Annotated in this window: 19 protein-coding genes; 12 read left to right on the top strand and 7 right to left on the bottom strand. The window is 68.6% G+C overall.

Going from position 1 to position 20,350, the window contains the following annotated elements; genetic code table 11:
- The first annotated feature begins 51 nt into the window (after positions 1-51).
- Positions 52-1,572 (top strand): SDR family NAD(P)-dependent oxidoreductase, encoded by a 1,521-nt coding sequence (locus ACZZZN_RS13855; protein ID WP_463505717.1) that lies wholly within the window; start codon positions 52-54, stop codon positions 1,570-1,572.
- Between the two features lie 102 nt (positions 1,573-1,674).
- Here ACZZZN_RS13855 and ACZZZN_RS13850 read toward each other — a convergent pair whose 3' ends face one another.
- Positions 1,675-2,013: a winged helix-turn-helix transcriptional regulator gene (locus ACZZZN_RS13850; protein ID WP_463505716.1), complete on the bottom strand. Its 339-nt coding sequence runs from the start codon at positions 2,011-2,013 to the stop codon at positions 1,675-1,677.
- A 78-nt stretch (positions 2,014-2,091) separates the two neighbouring features.
- Here ACZZZN_RS13850 and ACZZZN_RS13845 point away from each other — a divergent pair, with 78 nt between their 5' ends.
- Positions 2,092-2,748 carry an FMN-dependent NADH-azoreductase gene (locus tag ACZZZN_RS13845; RefSeq protein WP_463505715.1) on the top strand — a complete coding sequence of 219 codons (657 nt, stop codon included), beginning with the start codon at positions 2,092-2,094 and terminating at the stop codon, positions 2,746-2,748.
- 185 nt (positions 2,749-2,933) lie between these two features.
- On the opposite strand, the gene ACZZZN_RS13840 is transcribed toward ACZZZN_RS13845, so the two are convergent.
- Both ACZZZN_RS13840 and ACZZZN_RS13835 read right to left on the bottom strand, forming a co-directional pair.
- Complete coding sequence (locus ACZZZN_RS13840; RefSeq protein WP_463505714.1) at positions 2,934-4,052, bottom strand: sensor histidine kinase; 1,119 nt, start codon at positions 4,050-4,052, stop codon at positions 2,934-2,936.
- Positions 4,045-4,716: a response regulator transcription factor gene (locus tag ACZZZN_RS13835; protein ID WP_463505713.1), complete on the bottom strand. Its 672-nt coding sequence runs from the start codon at positions 4,714-4,716 to the stop codon at positions 4,045-4,047. Before ACZZZN_RS13835 ends, ACZZZN_RS13840 begins: the two co-directional genes overlap by 8 nt.
- Before the next feature lie 102 nt (positions 4,717-4,818).
- Between ACZZZN_RS13835 and ACZZZN_RS13830 the strand changes: the two genes are divergently transcribed.
- Entirely contained in the window at positions 4,819-5,421 is a 603-nt protein-coding gene (locus tag ACZZZN_RS13830) for a M15 family metallopeptidase (protein WP_463505712.1), read from the top strand.
- An 18-nt stretch (positions 5,422-5,439) separates the two neighbouring features.
- On the opposite strand, the gene ACZZZN_RS13825 is transcribed toward ACZZZN_RS13830, so the two are convergent.
- Genes ACZZZN_RS13825 through ACZZZN_RS13810 form a run of 4 tightly spaced genes read right to left on the bottom strand, consistent with a single transcriptional unit; the run spans position 5,440 to position 10,614 of the window.
- Positions 5,440-8,064: a DEAD/DEAH box helicase gene (locus ACZZZN_RS13825; RefSeq protein WP_463505711.1), complete on the bottom strand. Its 2,625-nt coding sequence runs from the start codon at positions 8,062-8,064 to the stop codon at positions 5,440-5,442.
- A gap of 55 nt (positions 8,065-8,119) precedes the next feature.
- A complete protein-coding gene (deoD, locus tag ACZZZN_RS13820; RefSeq protein WP_463505710.1) occupies positions 8,120-8,833 on the bottom strand; it encodes a purine-nucleoside phosphorylase in 714 nt (237 codons plus the stop codon).
- A 46-nt stretch (positions 8,834-8,879) separates the two neighbouring features.
- Positions 8,880-9,548, bottom strand: a complete 669-nt coding sequence (locus ACZZZN_RS13815; RefSeq protein WP_463505709.1) for a DNA alkylation repair protein — start codon at positions 9,546-9,548, stop codon at positions 8,880-8,882.
- 31 nt (positions 9,549-9,579) lie between these two features.
- Positions 9,580-10,614 carry an FUSC family protein gene (locus tag ACZZZN_RS13810; protein ID WP_463505708.1) on the bottom strand — a complete coding sequence of 345 codons (1,035 nt, stop codon included), beginning with the start codon at positions 10,612-10,614 and terminating at the stop codon, positions 9,580-9,582.
- A 117-nt stretch (positions 10,615-10,731) separates the two neighbouring features.
- Here ACZZZN_RS13810 and ACZZZN_RS13805 point away from each other — a divergent pair, with 117 nt between their 5' ends.
- From ACZZZN_RS13805 to ACZZZN_RS13765, 9 genes are all read left to right on the top strand, one after another.
- Complete coding sequence (locus ACZZZN_RS13805) at positions 10,732-11,187, top strand: SRPBCC family protein (RefSeq protein WP_463505707.1); 456 nt, start codon at positions 10,732-10,734, stop codon at positions 11,185-11,187.
- A gap of 168 nt (positions 11,188-11,355) precedes the next feature.
- Positions 11,356-11,607: a hypothetical protein gene (locus ACZZZN_RS13800; RefSeq protein ID WP_463505706.1), complete on the top strand. Its 252-nt coding sequence runs from the start codon at positions 11,356-11,358 to the stop codon at positions 11,605-11,607.
- Positions 11,608-11,675: 68 nt separating this feature from the next.
- The gene (locus ACZZZN_RS13795) at positions 11,676-14,561 is read left to right on the top strand and encodes an ATP-binding protein (RefSeq protein WP_463505705.1); all 2,886 of its coding nucleotides are present in this window, start codon (positions 11,676-11,678) and stop codon (positions 14,559-14,561) included.
- 76 nt (positions 14,562-14,637) lie between these two features.
- Complete coding sequence (locus tag ACZZZN_RS13790; RefSeq protein ID WP_463505704.1) at positions 14,638-14,841, top strand: cold-shock protein; 204 nt, start codon at positions 14,638-14,640, stop codon at positions 14,839-14,841.
- A 545-nt stretch (positions 14,842-15,386) separates the two neighbouring features.
- Positions 15,387-16,427, top strand: coding sequence for an ABC transporter substrate-binding protein (locus ACZZZN_RS13785; protein ID WP_463505703.1), 1,041 nt, complete (start codon positions 15,387-15,389; stop codon positions 16,425-16,427).
- A 31-nt stretch (positions 16,428-16,458) separates the two neighbouring features.
- The gene (locus ACZZZN_RS13780) at positions 16,459-17,502 is read left to right on the top strand and encodes a FecCD family ABC transporter permease (protein ID WP_463505702.1); all 1,044 of its coding nucleotides are present in this window, start codon (positions 16,459-16,461) and stop codon (positions 17,500-17,502) included.
- Between the two features lie 5 nt (positions 17,503-17,507).
- Positions 17,508-18,581 carry a FecCD family ABC transporter permease gene (locus tag ACZZZN_RS13775; RefSeq protein WP_463506599.1) on the top strand — a complete coding sequence of 358 codons (1,074 nt, stop codon included), beginning with the start codon at positions 17,508-17,510 and terminating at the stop codon, positions 18,579-18,581.
- The gene (locus ACZZZN_RS13770) at positions 18,578-19,378 is read left to right on the top strand and encodes an ABC transporter ATP-binding protein (RefSeq protein WP_463505701.1); all 801 of its coding nucleotides are present in this window, start codon (positions 18,578-18,580) and stop codon (positions 19,376-19,378) included. The genes ACZZZN_RS13775 and ACZZZN_RS13770 overlap by 4 nt, the downstream gene beginning before the upstream one ends.
- Entirely contained in the window at positions 19,368-20,324 is a 957-nt protein-coding gene (locus ACZZZN_RS13765; protein ID WP_463505700.1) for a siderophore-interacting protein, read from the top strand. Before ACZZZN_RS13770 ends, ACZZZN_RS13765 begins: the two co-directional genes overlap by 11 nt.
- Positions 20,325-20,350: the final 26 nt, after the last annotated feature.

The raw sequence follows: 20,350 nt of genomic DNA, 5'->3' as shown, positions 1-20,350 counted from the left end.
GCCTCGACCCCGGGCGGCGACATCCCAGATTCCTCGCGTAAAATCGGCACAATGACCGATGCCCCCTCCGACGCTGCACCCGACCTCGGACCCGGCATCGACCCCGAAGACCTCGCCACCACGCTGCGGGTGCTCTCGGAACTGCACCAGATCGACAACGAGCACCCCGACTTCGTCGCCGTGCGCCACGCGACCGCCGCGATGTTCAAGGCCGTCAAGCGCGTGCGCCGCAAGGAGATCCGCGATGCGATCGCCGAGGCCGACAAGGCCGTCGTCGCCCGCACCGCCACCGGCGCCCCCGACCGCATCGACGACGAGACCCGCGGCCACGACCTGGCGACCAGCGTCGTCGACGCCCCGATCGCCGGCGAGCTGCTGAAGCCCCGCAACTGCTACATCTGCAAGCAGCCCTACACGGTCGTCGACGCGTTCTATCACCAGCTCTGCCCCGACTGCGCGCGATTCAGCCACGGCAAGCGCAACGCCCGCACCGACCTCACCGGCAAGCGCGCACTGCTCACCGGCGGCCGCGCGAAGATCGGCATGCACATCGCGCTGCGCCTGCTGCGTGACGGCGCGCACACCACGATCACGACGCGCTTCCCCCGCGACGCCGTTCGCCGGTTCTCGGCGCTGCCCGATTCTGCCGACTGGCTGCACCGCCTGCGCGTGGTCGGAATCGACCTGCGCGACCCGGCCCAGGTCATCGGTCTCGCCGATTCGGTCGCGGCTCAGGGCCCCCTCGACATCCTCATCAACAACGCCGCGCAGACCGTGCGTCGCTCGCCCGGTTCGTACTCGCTGCTGGCGGATGCCGAGCTGCAGCCTCTCCCCGACGGACCGCTGCCCGAGATGGAGACGTTCGGGCACACCGCCGATCCGCATCCGCAGGCGCTGCAGGCGTCGGTCGATGCGCATCCGCTGCTGTCGGTCGCAGCCCTCGGCGGCACCGTCGCCGAGCAGGGCGGCCAGGCGCTGACGGCCGAAGACCTCGCGCGGCTCGCAATGGCCCCGGGATCGTCGTCGCTCGAGAAGCACGCCGACGGCACCGCGATCGACGCCGGTGGCCTCGTGCCCGACGTGAACACCTCGAACAGCTGGGTGCAGTCGATCGATCAGGTCGATCCGCTCGAGATGCTCGAGGTGCAGCTCGCGAACACGACGGCGCCGTTCCTGCTCATCAGTCGCCTCCGCGCCTCGATGGCCGCCTCGTCGTCGCGTCGCAAGTACGTGGTCAACGTCTCGGCGATGGAGGGGCAGTTCTCTCGCCGCTACAAGGGTCCGGGGCATCCGCACACGAACATGGCGAAGGCCGCGCTGAACATGCTGACGCGCACCAGCGCCGGCGAGATGCTCGAGACCGACGGCATCCTGATGACCGCCGTCGACACCGGCTGGATCACCGACGAGCGCCCCCATTACACGAAGGTGCGCCTGGCCGAAGAGGGCTTCCACGCCCCGCTCGACCTGGTCGACGGCGCCGCTCGCGTGTACGACCCGATCGTGCGCGGCGAGGCCGGCGAAGACGTGCAGGGTGTCTTCCTGAAGGACTACGAGCCCAGCCCCTGGTGAGCCCGGCTGCCGCCCCCTTGGGCTTCGAATCGCGCACTTTGCAGGGTTAGCGGTCGAAAAACGGCAAAGTGCGCGATTCGAAACCCTGCATCGGGGCCGTCGTCAGTGCGCGCGGAGCTCGAGGTTCGCTGACGCCCAGGTGCCGAGCTGATCGAGGATCGGCAGCAGCCCGCGGCCGCTCGGAGTGAGCGCGTAGGAGACGGTGACCGGGGGACCGGCGTCGACGGCGCGGGCGACGAGTCCCGCTTCGGCGAGCTCTGCGAGGCGGTCGGAGAGCACGGTGTCGCTGATGCCGGAGACCGCGCGACGCAGGGCGACGAACGTCGAGGGGCTGCCTCCGAGCGACGAGACGATCATGCCGTTCCAGCGCTTGCCGAGCACGCTGAAGGCCAGTGTGACGGCGGCGTCGCACACGTGACGTTCTTCGTCGACCTCGGCCATAGCCCCATCATACCTGTGCTACGTTAACCGAAGTCGCTAAGAAAAACGGAGCGACTACGAAAAACGAAAGGTACGGTCATGTCCCTGTTCCGCCTGGATGCCAGCATCCTTCCCGCGTCGTCCGCCAGCCGTTCGCTCGCCGACCTCGTCGAAGCCGAGTGGACCGCGTCGCACCCGGACTCCACCGTGACCCGCCGCGATCTCGCAGCCGACCCCGTGCCCGCCACCGCCTGGGCGGACGCCGTGACCGGCGGCTTCGTCGACGACTCGCAGCGCACTCCGGCGCAGCGTGAGGCCCGCGCCCTCGCCACCACTTTCGCCGACGAGCTGATCGGCGCCGACGCTCTGCTGTTCGCCGTGCCGCTCTACAACTACGGCGTCTCGCAGCACTTCAAGACCTGGTTCGACCTCGCCTACACGGACTCGCGCATCGACCCCCAGGGCACAGCGCTTCGCGGCAAGCCGGCGACCCTCGTCACGGTGCTCGGCGGCAACTACGCCCCCGGAACCCCCAAGGAGGGCTGGGACCACTCCACCGGCTGGCTGCGCCGTGTGCTCGAAGACGTCTGGGGCCTCGACCTGCGCATCGTCGAGCGTCCTTTCACCCTCGTGGGAGTGAACCCGGCGCTGGATGCCTTCGCCGACACCGCCCTCGAACTCAAGGAGAACGCCGAACAGTCGGCGCGCACCTACGGTCGTGAGCTGGCAGCGCTTCGGGGCGACCAGGTCGCCTGACCCGGCATCCGGAGCGGTCCTGCCGATCCCAGTGTCCCGTCTGCAGGATCAGAGCACGGATGCAGGTCCAGAACACGGTTTCTGGTCCTGCATCCGTGCCTCGGTCCTGCAGAGGGCCCAAGACCAGGACCTCCGGACGACCGACTGCCGTCCCGCCTCAGACAACCCGCCTCAGACGATCGACGTCAGTCGCGCGCGGAGGAATGCGGATGCGGCAGCCACACCGTCACATTCAGTCCGCCGCCCTCGTGAGCGGTGAGCACGAGCGATCCGTCGTGCGCCTGCGCGATGCGCTGCACGATCGCGAGACCCAGACCCACACCGCCGTGATCCTCGGTGCGTGTGCGGTCGGCGCCCCGCTGGAAGGGCTCGGCGAGCGTCGAGACGAGGTGGGCGGGCAGCAGGTCGCCGGTGTTCTCGACCACCAACGCCACGGAGTGCGGCAGCACGTGAGTCCGCACGACGACCGTGCCGTCGGCGGGCAGATTGTGCACGATCGCGTTGTGCACCAGGTTCGTGATCAGCTGCTGGAGCAGGGCCGGAGACCCGAGCACGGTCGCCGTGTCGCCGCCGACGTCGATCGTCGCACCGCGGCGCTCGGCCAACGGCAGCAGCGTCTCGGCCGACTCCTCAGCCAGCAGTGACAGATCGATCGGCTCGCGTGTGAAGGCGCGGCGATCGACGCGGCTGAGCATCAGCAGCGCCTCGGTCAGCTCGATCGCACGCGCGTTGACCTCGTGCAGTCGGTCGATCAGCGCGTCGACGTCTCGGGCAGGGTCGTTGCGGGCGACCTCCAGCATGGTCTGCGAGATCGCCAGGGGAGTCCGCAGCTCGTGCGAGGCGTTCGCCGCGAACCGCTGCTGCTCGTCGATGTGCGCCTCGAGCTGATCGAGCATCGAATCGAACACGTCGGCCAGGTCACGGAACTCGTCGCGCGGCCCTGCGAGCGCGACCCGGTGCGAGAGCGACCCCTGAGCGGCGAGCTGAGCGGCGCGCCCGATGCGGTCGAGCGGAGCCAGCATCCGTCCGGCGATGAGCCAACCTCCGGCCAATCCGAGCGCGAGCAGCGCGAGCATCGCCACGACCGCCGCCGGCACGAACGCGCGGATCAGGTCTGACCTGTTGGGCACGAACAGACCGCTCTCGGTGGTGAACTGCACGTCCGGCACGTATCGCAGCAGATAGAAGGCGACGGCGGTGAGCAGGCCCACGCCGGTCACGACGACGACGCCCGCGTAGGTCAGGGTGAGCTTCCACCGGGCGCTCACGCCGCGGCGCCGCGGAGGACGCGCGAGGTCAGCCATCGGCATCCGTTCCGATGCGGTAGCCGACGCCGGGAACCGTGCGGATCAGACCCGGTTCGCCGAGCCGCTTGCGCAGCGAGGAGACGGTGATGCGCACGGCATTCGTGAAGGGATCCGCATTCTCGTCCCACGCGCGTTCGAGGAGCTGCTCGGCGCTGACCACACCACCTTCGGCATCGACGAGCACCTCGAGCACCGCGAACTGTTTGCGGGTGAGGGCGACGTACTTCCCGTCACGAAAGACCTCGCGGCGGAACGGATCGAGACGCAGCCCCGCGATCTCGAGAACAGGGGGCCGCGCGCGCTGACGTCGACGGTCGAGTGCACGCAACCGCAGTACCAGTTCGCGCAGCTCGAAGGGCTTCGTCAGATAGTCGTCGGCGCCGATCTCGAAACCGCTCGCCTTGTCGTCGAGGCGATCGGCGGCCGTGAGCATGAGGATCGGGATGCCGCTGCCGGATGCCACGATCGAGCGGGCGACCTCGTCACCCGAAGGGCCCGGGATGTCGCGATCGAGCACGGCCAGATCGTAGGTGTTGATGCTCAGGAGTTCCAGGGCGGTGTCACCGTCGCCGGCGATGTCGGCGGCGATCGCCTCGAGCCTGAGACCGTCGCGCACCGCCTCGGCGAGGTACGGCTCATCCTCGACGATCAGCACGCGCACGACAGGACTCCCATGTGCTCAGAGCTTACGCATCCGCGCATATCGCGGGCGTATGCAAAAGCGCATACGCCCCGGCAACAGACGTCTCTCTTGACTGAGCACATGAACTCACGCACTTCCTTCACCCGCCCCGGCGTCGTCGCAGCCGTCGCCGTCCTGATGCTCATGGGCCTCATCATCGGATCGCTCGTGCTGTGGGGGCAGCAGTCGGATGCGGCGGCTTCGCCGACCGTGTCGCGGGCGATGCTCGGCGAGGCCGACGGGGTCATCAGCGCGGAGGGCTCCGTATCGGTGTACGACGACGTGCCCGCGGTCTCGAACCTCGACTCCGACCTGCTGACGGCCGTGCGTGCGGCGGCCGACGCCGCCGCAGGGGACGGTGTGCCGATGCACGTCAACAGCGGGTGGCGTTCGTCGGGCCTCCAGCAGGTGCTGCAGCAGGAAGCCGTCGAGCAGTACGGCTCAGCCGAGGAGGCAGCCCGCTGGGTCGCGACGCCGGAGAACTCCGAGCACGTCTCGGGAGACGCGGTCGACCTCGGGCCCCTGACAGCGCAGGACTGGCTTGCGCAGCGCGGCGCCGAGTTCGGGCTCTGCCAGATCTACGCGAATGAGCGCTGGCACTTCGAGTTACGGCCGGGGGCTGTCGCGAACGGCTGTCCGGTCATGTACGACAACCCGACGACCGACCCGCGGACCCAGCGGTGACCGCAGCAGTGCCGGTGGCTAGAGCCGGTCGACGCCCGTCACGGTGACGACCGCAGCACCCTCTTCGTCGGAGGCGGCGAGATCGACCGTGGCCGAGATGCCCCAGTCGTGGTCGCCGGCGGGGTCGTCGAGGATCTGACGCACCGTCCACTCGGTGGCGCCTTCGGTGAGGAAAAGCAGCTGGGAGCTGCGGGCATTCGCACCGGTGAGGATCTCGTCGTGATCGGCGAAGTAGCCGTCGAGCGCGTCAGACCAGGCATCCGCACCGAACGCCGTGTCGAGTTCGCCGAGAGCAGCGACGTCTTCGCGAGCCGCGAGCTGCACGCGGCGGAACAGCTCGTTGCGCACGAGGGTGCGGAAAGCGCGCGTGTTCGACGTCAGGCGCTTCGGAGCCGGCGGCACGATCGGCTCGTCGTCGGGGCCCTGCAGCACGCCGTTGACCAGCTCCTCCCACTCATCGAGCAGGCTCGAGTCGACCTGGCGCACCAGCTCGCCGAGCCACTCGATGAGGTCACGCAGGTCTTCGTCCTTCGCTTCCTCGGGGATCGTCTGCGAGGCCGCCCGATAGGCGTCGGAGAGGTATCGCAGCACGACGCCCTCGGAGCGCGCGATCTTGTAGTAGGCGACATATTCCCCGAAAGACATGGCCCGCTCGTACATGTCACGCACGACGGATTTCGGATGCAGCTCGAAGTCGCGGATCCACGGTTGTGCCGCGCTGAACGTCTCGAACGCCGCAGTGAGCAGCTCGTCGAGCGGCTTCGGATACGTGATCTCCTCGAGCAGCTCCATGCGCTCGTCGTACTCGATGCCTTCGCGCTTCATAGCTGCGACGGCCTCGCCACGCGCGAGGAACTCCTGCTGACCGAGGATCGCGCGCTGGTCGTCGAGCGTCGACTCGACGATCGAGATCATGTCGAGGGCGTATGAGCCGGTGCCCGCGCCTGTCATCCCCTCCTGGGTCCCTGAGCCTGTCATCCCCTCCTGGGTCCCTGAGCCTGCCATCCCCTCCTGGGTCCCTGAGCCTGTCGAAGGGTCGAGCAGCTCGAACGCCGCCAACGCGAACGGCGACAGTGGCTGGTTCAGAGCGAAGTTGGGCTGCAGGTCGACGGTGAGACGGATCTCCTGGCGTTTCGTCTCGGTCGCTTCGCGTCCTCGCTCAACGACCGTAACCTGCTCGACGACCCCCGATTCGAGCAGTGTGCGGTAGATGCCGATGGCGCGCAGGGCGAGCTCGCGCTGCCTCTTCCGCGGTTCATGGTTGTCATATACCAAGGCGCGCATATTGCCGAAGACTTCGCCGCCGCGACCGATCACGTTGAGCATCATGGCGCTCGTGATCTGCATGTGCGAGGTGAGGGTCTCGGGCTCAGCGTCGATCAGCTTGCGGAACGACGGCTCGCCCCACGAGACGAAACCGTCGGGTGCTTTCTTGCGGACGATCTTGCGCTTCTTCTTCGGATCGTCGCCGGCTTTCTTGATCGCGGCGACGTTGTCGCTCTCGTGCTCCGGCGCCTGCGCGACGACGGTGCCGGCGGTGTCGAATCCCGCACGACCCGCGCGACCGGCGATCTGGTGGAACTCGCGGGCGCTGAGCTGGCGCATCCGGGTGCCGTCGAACTTCGTCAACGCCGTGAGCAGCACCGTGCGGATGGGCACGTTGATGCCGACGCCGAGGGTGTCGGTGCCGCAGATCACACGCAGCAGGCCGCGCTGGGCGAGCTGCTCGACCAGGCGGCGGTACTTCGGCAGCATCCCGGCATGGTGAACGCCGATGCCCGCCCGGAGGAACCGTGAGAGGGTCTTGCCGAACGCCGTGGTGAAGCGGAATCCGCCGATCAGCGCCGCGATCTCGTCGCGCTGTTCGCGCGTGGCGACCTTGGTGCTCGACAGCGCCTGGGCGCGCTCCATCGCCGCGGCCTGCGAGAAGTGCACGACGTACACCGGCGCCTGGCCGGTGCCCAGCAGATCGTCGATCGTCTCGTGGATCGGCGTCGTCTCGTAGAAGTAGTGCAGGGGCACGGGACGCTCGACGCCGGTGACGGATGCCGTGTCGCGGCCGGTCCTGCGGGTCAGGTCGCTCGAGAGCTGCGACACATCGCCGAGGGTCGCCGACATGAGGATGAACTGCGCCTGCGGCAACTCGAGCAGCGGCACCTGCCACGCCCACCCGCGGTCGGGGTCGGCATAGAAGTGGAACTCGTCCATGACGACCTGGTGCACCGCGGCATCCGTGCCCTGACGCAGTGCGAGGTTCGCGAGGATCTCGGCCGTGCAGCAGATGATCGGGGCGTCGGGGTTCACCGACGAGTCGCCCGTGATCATGCCGACGTTCGAGGCGCCGAACACGTCGACGAGGGAGAAGAACTTCTCGCTCACCAGCGCCTTGATCGGCGCCGTGTAGAACGAGCGACGGCCCTCGACGAGCGCGGCGAAGTGCGCGCCGACCGCGACGAGCGACTTTCCGGTGCCGGTGGGCGTCGACAGGATCAGATTGTTGCCCGAGACGATCTCGATGACCGCCTCGTCCTGCGCGGGGTAGAGGCTGATGCCGGTCGATTCGGCCCATTCGACGAACGCCGTGTAGACGGCATCCGCATCGGATCCGTCGGTCAGTGTGGTCGGGTCGAGGATCGCAGGCATGGTCTGTCGATCATCCCACCTTCGGCCCGGCGCCTCCTGCGAACGAGCGCGAGACTCAGACCGAGGTCGCGGCCCGCAGCGCGATGCGGATCATGTCGCCGAAGGTCTGCTCGCGCTCCTGAGCCGTGGTCTGCTCGCCCGTGACGATGTGGTCCGAGACCGTGCAGATGGCGAGGGCGCGACGGCCGTAGTACGCGGCGAGGGTGTACAGACCCGCCGCCTCCATCTCGACGCCGAGCGCGCCGTGCTGCACGAACGGCTCGGTGAGCTCGGGGCGGGTGCTGTAGAACTGGTCGCTCGAGAAGAGCAGACCGACGTGGACTGCCGAGTCCAGCGGCTGTGTCTCGCTCGCCTCGACCGCGGCCCGCAGCAGGCCGAAGTCCGCGACCGGCGCATAGTCGAGACCGTGGAAGCGCACCCGGTTGATGCCGGAATCGGTGCAGGCTCCGTTGGCGATGACGATGTCGCGCACCTTCAGCTTCTCGGTCAGCGCGCCGCACGAGCCGACCCGCACGATCGTCTGCACGCCGTACTCCTCGAACAGCTCATTCGCGTAGATCGCCATCGACGGCTGGCCCATGCCCGAGCCCTGCACCGAGACGCGGTGGCCCTCCCAGGTGCCCGTGTAGCCCAGCATCCCGCGGGTCTCGGAGTACAGCTCGGCGTCGTCGAGGAACGTCTCGGCGATCCACTTCGCCCGCAGCGGGTCGCCGGGGAACAGGACGATGGGGGCGATCTGACCGGGCGCTGCGGCGATGTGCGTGCTCATGGATCCAGCGTACTGACGCTACTGATGAGGGAACCGATGAGGATGCTCAGCCCTCGCGGCGCCGCACGATCTCGCCGATCCAGGCGGGGGCGAAGGGCGAGGTGCAGCCCGGCGCCGTCGGGTAGTCGGCGAGCACCTGCAGGCGTTCGCCGATCTCCAACGCCCTGGCCCGCAGCTCGGGGTGGAAGATGCCGATGTTCGCCAGCGTCTCGTTCATCGACCACTGCAGGCGCTTCGGAGCATCCTGCAGATCACGCTCGATCAGATCGAGCAGGTGCTCCAGGTCGAGACCGTCTGCATCCTTCGCGACGCGCACGGTCGTGAGCGACCACGCCGCCGCAGCCACCGTCGGGTCTGAATCGTCGAACCAGCGCAGGCGCAGCTCCTCGGCGAGCGGAGTCTTCTTGGCGACGTAGTTCACGAACCAGTCGTTGACCTTGGGTGCCTCCGTCTGCCGCAGCATCGTGTCAAGCTCGTCGGCGGTGAACTGCTTCGGTGTGCAGATGAGCAGAGCGAGCAGGCGTGGACCCGTCTCGCCCGTCGCCCACAGCTCCTTCGCGAGTGGCTGATCCGTCTTGATCCGCTTCGCCACCCCGCGGAGCCGACTGAGGTTCATGCCGTGGTCGTCGCCGCGCTTCTCGTTCGCGGCGCGCATCTTCGGATCCTCGATGGCGGCCAGTGCGGCCAGCGCTTCGGCGACGGTGGTGTCAGACATGTGTCAAGGGTAGGTGTCCGGGAGCCCGCGCTCACTCCTCGTCGACGAGCTCGCCGCGGATGCGCCGCAGATCTTCCATGAGCGACCCGATGAGGATCCAGTGCGTCGACGCCGGGGGACGGATCACGAGCGGCGCGGTGAGCGCGGGGATCGCCGAGGTCAACGTGTCGGGTTCGGGTGCGACATCGGCGATCTGCACGGCCAGTCGCACATCATGACCGGCTCGCCGCAACTGTTCGGCGATGGCCGTGACGGCTGGCTCCTGCCCGATCGAGTCGTCGTAATGGTCGAAGTAGGCGCGGGTCATGCCGATCGTCTGCGTCACGATGGGCGAGAGGCGCTCGAGCAGCGCCCGCATCTCCACGAGCTCCTCACGGTGCGTCGAGCGGCGCGGGTTGAGAGTGAGTGACTCCTCGCCCGCCTCGATCGACGCCTCGGCGGCATCCTTCATCGGACGCAGCAGCCGCGCTTCGAGCATCAGCTCCTGCAGTCGGGCAGGGGTCTGCGGTTCGGGCAGGGCATCGGCCAGCCGGTCGAGGCTCGCGGCGAGCTCTGCGCCGAGCAGTCCGAGGTCGCGACGAGCGGGGGCGACGAGCACCGGCGGCACGATGAGCGCATTGACGACGATGCCGATGGCCACGCCGATCAGGGTCTCGACGATGCGGGCGAGCGCGTAGTCGGGCGTCGATCCCAGGGCGAGCACGAGCATCGCCGAGATCGCCACCTGGTTGCCCGTGCCGGGGGTGGCGCGGAGCGCCCATGCGACGAGCATCGCCACCACGATCGCGAGCAGCACGATCCAACTCGGTGAGCCCAGCAGCAGCCCGAGCGCGACGGCGATCACGACCCCGACGATCACCCCGATGCTGCGCTCCAGCGCTTTCGACAGCGACTGGTTGACGCTCGGCTGCACGACGAGCAGCGCGGCGATCGCGGCGAACACGGGGAGCTGGCCAGGCACGACCCATCCCGCGAGCAGCCACGCGGCAATCGTGGCCGCGGCGGACTTCACCACCTGCAGCAGGGGCGAGCGCTTAGAGGCGCGGATCGCGGCGTGGATGCGCATGCGCACAACGCTACTCGGGAAGCTCCCCTGCCCAGCGCCCATGTCAACCCCGTCGCCAACACCGCGCCACCGGCGCTGAATGGGACGACACGAACGACGAGCAGTGAGGAGCATCACATGGTGCAGATCATCGAGACCATCGACGTCCACGTCCCCATCGACGTCGCGTACAACCAGTGGACCCAGTTCGAGAGCTTCCCCCAGTTCCTCGATGAGGTCGAATCGATCGTCCAGGTCGACGACACCCACAACCGGTGGACCGTCAAGGTCGGCGGCGCGACGCGCGAGTTCGACGCCGAGATCACCGAGCAGCATCCTGACGAGCGCGTGGCGTGGAAGAGTGTCGGCGGCGACACCGAGCACGCGGGTGTCGTGACGTTCCACAAGATCGAGGACCTCACGACCCGCGTGACCGTGCAGATCGACTGGGAGCCCGAGGGGCTCCTCGAGAAGGTCGGATCCCTCGTGGGCGCGGGCTCGCACGCGGTGAAGAAGGACCTCAAGAACTTCAAGGCGTTCATCGAGAAGCACGGTGCCGAGACCGGCGCGTGGCGCGGTGAGGTGGAGGCCTGACACACACCAGGCGAGAGGCTCGAACGGCGGTCGTCCCCACTGCCGTTCGAGCCTCGTTCTGTGTCTGGGGGGCCGAGGCGGATCGAGGGCGAAAGATAGGGCATCCTCCCGATGCCGGCGGGGCACCTCAGAGCGGAGTGTAGGGACATCCCGAACCGAGGAGATGTCATGTACGAGCACCCCTATCTCGCCTACACGGTGACCGAGTACGAGCAGCACCGCGTTCAGCAGACGGCCGAGCGTCGTCGGCTCCTCGCCGAGCGCGCAGACCAGATCGTCCCGCGGGCAGCCGGCCCGATCCGACGGGCAGGACAGCGGATGCTGCGCGCCATCACCGGCGCACGCGCGACCGCCACGGATGCCGCCGCATCCGCCGACCGCCGAGCCTCCACCGGGTGCGAACCGGTCGCAGCCCGGTGAGCTCGGCACTGCCGGCGGCAGATGCGCAGAGCGCCCTGAATGTCGGACGGGGGTGGGACGATGAATCCATGCCCCCGTCCGCCCCCAGCGCCACGATGGTCGGCCGCGACGCCGAGTTGGCGATCGTGCGCGGGTTCTTCGACCGGGTGGTCGATGCAGTCCCCGTCGCCGTCCTGGTCGAGGGCGAGGCGGGCATCGGCAAGTCGCGCCTGCTGCGCGAGTTCGGAGCCGAGGTGGCGAACCGCGCCGACGTCCACGTCGGCTGGTGTCTCGACCTCGGGGCATCGCGCACGCCGTTCGGGCCGCTGACCGGCATCCTCCGCTCGATCGTCGCTCTCATGGGTGCTGATCGCGTGCGCGACGAGCTCGGCGTCGGAGTCGAGGCGCTGGGCATGCTGCTCCCCGAGCTCAACCCGACCGACCGCTCGCAGACCAGCCCCGACCGGTTGCGCGACGCGATCGCGTCGCTCATCGAGGCCGCCGCAGAGCTCGCTCCGCAGGTGCTGGTCGTCGAAGACCTGCACTGGGCCGACGAATCGACCCTCGCGCTCCTCTCTTTCCTGCTGCGCACACTGGCGCGAGGGCGCATCATGATCGTCCTCACCTGCCGCACCGACGACGTGCGCCGCGGCGACGCGGTGAGCCGGTTCATCGGCGAGTCCAGCCGCGCGCGCCTTCTCGAGCGGGTCACGGTCGAGAGGCTCGAGACGGCATCCGTGCGACAGCTCGTCGAGACGATCACCGGAGAGCCGCTCAGCGACACGGCGCTCGAGCGCATCCAGGAGCGTGCAGAGGGTGTCCCGTTCTTCGTCGAGGAGATCGCCGGATGCTCGACAGGGCCGCTCCCCGGCAGTCTGCGAGACCTGCTGCTCGCCCGGTTCGACCGGCTCGGCGACGATGCGAGGCGCGTCGCGCAGGTCGTGTCGGGCGCCGAACGGCCGCTCACGCATCCGCTGGTCACCCGGCTCGCCGGTCTGCCCGAGGCGCGCCTCGACGACGCGATCCGTGAGGCGACGCTCAGCGGCATCCTCGTCGTGGTCGACGACGACTACCGATTCCGGCATGCGCTGCTCCGCGAGGCCGTGCACGACGACCTGCTCCCCGGTGAGCGGGCGCGACTGCACCGGGCATATGCCGAGGCACTCGAAGAGAACGGCACGGGCACCGACGGTGGAGATCCCGCCGCGCTCGCCTATCACTGGCAGCTCGCGCAAGACGACCGACGTGCGCTCGCCGCAGCCGTCACCGCCATGCTCGACGCCAAGTCACGGTTCGCGTTCGCGAGCGCCGCCCGATTCGGCGAGCTCGCCCTCGATCTGTGGATCCAGGTGCCGGACGCCGACAGCGTCGTCGACATCGAGCGTTTCGAGCTGCTGCGCACCCTCGGGTCGGTGCTCCGCAATGCCGGAGACGGTGAGCGGGCGCTGGCCGTGGTCAACGTGGCCCTCAGCGAGGTCGATCCCGAGGCCGTCGATCCGCGCACGCATGCGAGGCTGCTGCGCGACAAGGCGTACTACCTGATGAACCTCGGGCGCGAAGGGTCGATCGCGCTGCTTCATGAGTCGCTCGAGGTGCTCGACGGCAGGGTCGACGACGATCGGCTCCGTGCGTCGATCCTCAACCAGCTGGCGAGCAGGTACATGATCGCGGGGCGCCTCGACGAGGCGATCACGCTGGCGATCGAGGCGGGAGAGCGCGCTGTTCGGTCGGGGTCCGACGATGAGGCCTCCATCGCCGCGAACGTCCGGGGCGGCGCCCGCGCGCATCTCGGCGATCTCGACGCCGGGCATCGCGAGTACGCACTCGCCCTGCAGCTGGCCAAGGGCACGAACGCCGAGATGCGATACCGGGTGAACTACTCCGATCTGCTGGGGCTGCTCGGGCGCTACCGCGACGCCGTGCAGGTCGCCGAAGACGGCCTCGCCCCGGCACGGGCGTTCGGCGTCGAGCGCACGACCGGGGCCCTGATGACGCAGAACATGGCGGTTCCTCTTCTCGAGATGGGTGAGATCGATCGTGTCGAGGGGATGCTGACGCGCGAGCTCTCACAGCGGACGCTGCGTATCTCGCACATGTACTCCACGATGACGCGCGTCCGCGTGCTGTCGTGGCGCGGCCGGCACGAGCAGGCGGCCGAAATTCTGCGCGAGTGGCATCCGTCGTTCGAAGAGACCGGACGCGTCGAGAGGCAGATCTGGTACGACGAGGTCATGATGCGGGTCGCCGTCGCCGAAGGGCGGGGTGATCACGCGGGGGCGCTCGCCGAGGTCAGGACGATGCTGGCGGATGCCGGCCCCGTCTTTCTCCACCAGCGCCGTCTTCTTCTCGAGGCGGCGTGGATGATCGCCGAGCTCCGGGCATCCGGTGTCGACGTCGCGGAGGACAGCGGTGCGGTGCGGGGAGCATGGCTCGCGCAGCCGGCCTCGCTGCAGGGAGACCGGTGGGGGATGATCCTCGAGGCACTGCTCGCGCCATCGGTTCCGTCGATGCGGACCGCTGTCGACCTCGCGGACGACGACGACGTGCCCGTGACTTTCCGGGTGACGACTCGACTCGAGCTCGCTCGCCTGCTGGTCGACGAGGGAGAGCGCACCGAGGCGGCCGCCGTCCTCGCCCACGCGCTCGGTGAGGCCGAACGGCTCGGGCATGTTCCGCTGACGCAGACCGTGAGGGCTTTCTCGGCCGCGGCGGGGCTTGCCGCAGCATCCGAGTCCTCCCGTGCTGTCGCGGAATCCGACGCGCTCACCGCCCGGGAGCGGCAGGTTCTCGAACTCATCGCCGAGGGCCTCAGCAACCGACAGATCGGTGAACGGCTGTTCATCAGCGCGAAGACCGTGAGCGTTCATGTGTCGGCAGTGCTGCGCAAACTCGGTGTCGGGTCGCGCACCGAAGCGGCCGTGATCCAGAAGAAGTCGGAGTTCAGTGCCGTTGGTCAGTCTGGCGTGGTACGTTGAGCAGGCGCGTATGTCGGACGTTCCGTCACAGCGCAGGTCGCGCAAGCGGCCGTAGAAAACAGAAAGTAGAAAACACATGGCCACTGGCACTGTGAAATGGTTCAACGCGGAAAAGGGCTTCGGCTTCATCGCTCCCGATGACGGCACGGACGACCTTTTCGCCCACTACTCGGCAATCACCGGCTCCGGTTTCAAGGAGCTCCGTGAGAACCAGAAGGTCGAATTCGACGCTGAGCGTGGCCCCAAGGGCATGCAGGCGGCGAACATCCGCGGTCTCTGATCGCGCATAGGCTTCCTGAAGCCGGCCGGATCCTCACGGATCCGGCCGGCTTTCTTTGTGCCCGGGGACTTCTCCCGGCATCCGCCTGCCGTGCCGGGGTCACTTTCGCATCCGCGCCCTCAGGTGAGGTCACTTTCGCATCCCGATAGCCGGTTTCGGATGCTTTTTCGACCCCGTCTGTCGCCCGGGATGCGCTTTTGGCCCCGTCTGGCCCGTCGGTGCGCTTTTGTTCCCGCGCGCTTGACCCGGTGCGGTCGACCCAGTCCGCGCGCTCGGGCGGGGTCACTTTCGCATCGCGAGCCCGTGCGGGGTCACTTTCGCATCCCGATAGCCGGTTTCGGATGCTTTTTCGACCCCGTCTGTCGCGCGGGATGCGCTTTTGGCCCCGTCTGGCCCGTCGGATGCTTGTCCGGCCCCGCCCGCACTCCGCCCCGGCCCACGAAGATGAGGCTTGCCTAACTTTCTGTTAGATTAGGCCAGGCTTACCAAAGCCTTGGCGTCCTTCTGCGCCGCTTACCCTCACCCCGAACCCGAAGGGACCGCCTGTGCGCACCTCCCGTCTTCTCGCCGCCGTCGGCACGGCCGCCGCGCTCGCTCTGAGCCTCGCGGCCTGCGCGACGCCCGCCGCTGACACCGACTCCGGCTCCGACTCCGCCGCCGGAAACCCGGCCGACGACAGCGTCTTCCCCGTCACGATCGAGCACGTCTACGGCGAGACCACGATCGAGGAGAAGCCCGAGCGCGTCGCGACGATCGCCTGGGCCAACCACGAGGTTCCGCTGGCTCTCGGCATCGTTCCGGTCGGCATGAGCAAGGCCACGTGGGGCGACGACGACGACAACGGCATCCTGCCCTGGGTCGAGGAGAAGCTCGAAGAGCTCGGCGGCGAAGAGCCCGTGCTGTTCGACGACGGCGACAGCATCGACTACGAGGCCGTGGCAGACACCGCGCCCGACGTGATCCTCGCCTCGTACTCGGGTCTGACGCAGGAGCAGTACGACCAGCTCTCGAAGATCGCCCCGGTCGTCGCATACCCCGATGTGCCGTGGGGAACGACCGTCGACGAGATGGTCGAGATGAACTCCAAGGCTCTGGGCCTCGAGGCCGAGGGTGAGGCCCTGCTCGAAGAGCTGCAGGCCGACGGCGAGGCCGCACTCGAAGAGAACAGCGTCCTCAAGGACAAGAAGGTCCTGTTCGCCTACGTCGACCCGACCGACCTGAGCCAGGTCGGTTACTACACGGCTGCGGACACGCGTCCCGGATACCTGCACGACAACCTGGGGCTGCCGCTTCCGGCGATCGTCGAGGAGAGCGCTGACAGCGAAGAGTTCTACCTCTCCGTCAGCTCCGAGCAGGCCGACAAGTTCGCTGATGTCGACCTGTTCGTGACCTACGGCGACGAGTCGCTCATCGCGACGCTGCAGGCCGACCCGCTGCTGTCGAAGATCCCGGCCATCGCCGAGGGCCGCATCGCGATCCTTCCCGACGCCACCCCGATCGCGGCCTCGGCGAACCCGTCGCCGCTGTCGATCCCGTGGGGTCTGAGCGACTACCTCGCCCTCCTGGCAGCACCGCTCGCGCCGTGATCCCAGGCGTCACCGCCTGACCCGACCACTCGTGACCGCTGTAACCGTTCCCGCGCCGGGCACCGCAGATCTGCGGCGCCCGGCGTGGGCGCGCACCCTCTGGCTCCTCGTCGGAGCCGGTGTGCTCGTCGTGCTCTGCATCCTCTCGGTCAGCTTCGGCGTGCGCGCCGTGAGCATCGACGACATCTTCGCCGCCCTCGCCGGCCAGGACGACACCCTGGCCCAGGCCGCGATCATCAAACGCCTCCCGCGCACGGTGCTCGCGTTGCTCGTCGGCGCAGCCCTCGCCCTCTCCGGGGCGACCATGCAGGCCGTGACCCGCAACCCGATCGCCGACCCCGGCATCCTCGGTGTCTCGAACGGCGCATCGCTCGCGGTCGTGCTCGGACTCGCTTTTCTCGGCCTGACGAACCCCTACGGTCAGATGGCCCTCGCGATCGCCGGTGCCGCGGTCGCTGCGACCTTCGTCTACACCGTCGGCTCCCTCGGCCGCGGCGGTGCGACTCCTCTCAAGCTCGCCCTCGCCGGTGCCGCGACCTCCGCCGCCTTCGCCTCGCTGATCAGCGCCATCATGCTGCCCCGTGTCGACCTGCTGCAGGCGTTCCAGTCCTGGCAGATCGGCGGTGTGGGCGGAGCCGAATGGCCGCGCATCGCGATCACCGCTCCCGTGCTCGCCCTCGGCGCTCTCATCTGCTTCATGAGCGCCCGCGGCATGAACTCCCTCGCACTGGGCGACGACATGGCCAAGGGCCTCGGCGAGCACGTCTTCCGCACGCGACTGATGTCGGCCCTCGGAGCCGTGATCCTCGCCGGTGCCGCCACCGCGATCGCCGGTCCGATCGGATTCGTCGGCCTGGTGATCCCCCACGTCTGCCGGATGCTGATCGGCACCGATCACCGCTGGCTGCTGCCGTTCTCCGCCATGGCCGGGGCCGCACTGCTGCTCGCGAGCGACATCATCGGCCGCGTCATCGCGCCCTCGTCGGAGGAGATCCAGGTGGGCATCATCACCGCGATCATCGGCGCACCGTTCTTCATCTGGATCGTGCGTCGCACCAAGGTGCGTGAACTGTGAGCACCATGAACCGCCTCGCCCGTTCGCAGACCAGGCCGCCGGCATCCGGCAGTGCGCAGGTCGCCGCCGTCATCGCGGGGCGCCGCGCCCGTCACCGCAGGCACGCGATCGCGACGATCGTGCTCGGCGTGCTGCTGCTCGCGCTGTTCACGGTGGCGCTCATGATCGGCAACACGTTCTACTCGATCGACGAAGTGATCCGCGTGATCTTCGGCGGGACCGTGCCCGGTGCCTCGTTCACCGTCGGCGAGCTGCGGCTGCCCCGTGCGGTGCTCGCGATCCTCACCGGACTCGCGTTCGGCATGGCCGGCGTGACGTTCCAGACGCTGCTGCGCAATCCGCTCGCGTCGCCCGACATCATCGGGCTGTCGAACGGTGCGGGCGCCGCGGCCGTCATCGGCATCGTCGTGCTCTCGCTCAACGGTCCGATCGTGTCGCTGTTCGCGCTCGGCGGTGCGTTGCTCACCGCGGCGGTGATCTATCTGCTGTCGATCAAGAACGGGTTCGCCGGCACCAGGCTCATCCTCATCGGAATCGGCATCGCGGCGATGCTGCAGAGCGTGACCTCGTACATCCTGTCGCGCGCCGCGAGCTGGGACATTCAGACGGCGATGCAGTGGTTGACGGGCAGCCTGAACAACGCCTCGTGGGAGCGGGTCGCACCGCTCGCGATCGCCGCGGCCGTCATCGTGCCGCTCATGCTCTCGCAGGGGCGTGCGCTCGGTGCGATGCAGCTCGGCGACGACTCGGCATCCGGTCTCGGCGTGCGCGTCAACGCCACGCGAGTGCTGTTCATCGTCGGAGCGGTCGCGCTGCTCGCCTTCGCGACCGCCGCGACCGGGCCCATCGCGTTCGTCGCGTTCATGGCGGGCCCCGTCGCCGCGCGCATCACCGGACCTGGCGCCAATCTGCTGGTGCCCAGCGCCCTGGTCGGTGCGGTGCTCGTGCTGGCGAGCGACCTGATCGGACAGTTCGCCCTCGGCGCCCGATATCCGGTCGGCGTGATCACGGGTGTGCTCGGTGCCCCGTACCTGATTTATCTGCTCATCCGCACCAACCGCTCGGGAGGCTCCCTGTGACCGAGGCGCACACCCTGACCGCTGAATCGGTCACCCTCGCCTACGGCGACCGCACGATCATCGAAGACCTCGATCTCGAGATCGCCCCGGGCAAGATCACCACGATCGTGGGCGCGAACGGATGCGGCAAGTCGACGCTGCTGCGCTCCCTCGCGCGCCTGCTCTCGCCGACGGCCGGACAGGTGGTGCTCGACGGCAAGTCGGTGCATGCGCGCCCGACCAAAGAGGTCGCCCGCGTGCTCGGCCTGCTGCCGCAGTCGCCGGTGGCGCCCGAGGGCATCGCCGTCGCCGACCTGGTGGGTCGCGGACGGCATCCGCATCAGAAGATCCTCTCCCGATGGAGCGCCCACGACTACGAGGTGGTGGCGGATGCTCTCGCAGCCACCGGCACCACCGAGCTCGCCGACCGCAGCGTCGACGAGCTGTCGGGTGGCCAGCGTCAGCGGGTGTGGATCGCGATGGCTCTTGCGCAGGAGACCGACATCCTGCTGCTCGACGAGCCGACCACGTTCCTCGACGTCGCGCACCAGGTCGAGGTGCTCGACCTGCTCACCGACCTCAGTGTCTCGCGCGGCACCACGATCGTCATGGTGCTGCACGACCTCAACCTCGCCGCGCGCTACTCCGACGAACTCGTCGCCATGAAGGACGGTCGCGTGCATGTGACCGGCACCCCGCACGACGTCGTCACCGCGCAGCACGTCGAAGAGGTCTTCGGCCTCGCTAACCAGATCACCACCGACCCTGTCTCCGGCCAGCCGATGGTGACCCCGATCGGAAGGCATCATGTCCGCTGAGACCACCACCGACCGCCCCACCTACGTGCTGGCCCGCGCTGAGGTGCGCGGAGTCGAACGCGTCTCGCCGAACTTCGTGCGGGTGACCTTCGGTGGCGCCGAGCTCGAGGAGTTCGGCACACCGGGCGACACCTTCGACTCGCGCATCAAGCTCGTCTTCCCGCCGGCATCCGGCATCCTTCCGGAACTCGATCGTGCGACCGATGACTGGTGGGGTTCCTACCTCGCAGTGCCCGAGGCGGAGCGCGGCTCGATGCGCACGTACTCGGTGCGCGACCTGCGCGTCGTGGACTCGGGCACCGAGCTCGACGTCGACTTCGTGCTGCATCTCGCGCCCGGCCTCACCGGGCCCGCATCGCGGTGGGCCGATGCTGCCGCGATCGGCCAGGAGCTCTTCATCGTCGGGCCGCGGCGCGGAGTCTCAGCCGCCGACCATCACGGCGCCGAGTACGAGCCCGGCTCCGCGGACTCGGTCGTGCTGGCCGGCGACGAGACCGCGGCGCCGGCGATCGCCCGCATCCTCGAAGACGCGCCGAGCGACCTGCGCGGAGTGGCGTTCATCGAGGTGCCGTCGCCCGCCGACGTCCTGCGCATCGAGGCTCCGTCGGGGGTCGAGGTGCACTGGCTGCCCCGCGATATCGGCGAGCCTCACGGCGTGCGGTTGATCCCCGCCGTGCTCGGGTACCTGGGCGACGCTGACGCTGCGGGCGAGATTGACGTGACGGACATCGAGTCGGAGGATCTGCTCTGGGAGACCCCCGAATACTCGGGTCTGGGGGAGGAGATCGGGGCGGCGGATGCTCCCGCGGAGCGCTACTTCTGGATCGCCGGCGAGAGCGGTGTCGTGACGACGCTGCGCCGTCACCTGGTGAAGGACCTCGGCATCGACCGTGGTCAGGTCGCCTTCATGGGGTACTGGCGACACGGTGTCGCCATGCGCGGCTGAGTCTGCGGGGACCTGCGGTTGAGCCT

Source organism: Microbacterium sp. AC145 (assembly GCF_979258505.1).
Note: the sequence above shows the minus strand (reverse complement) of the source record. Positions and strands in the feature narration are given on the sequence as shown.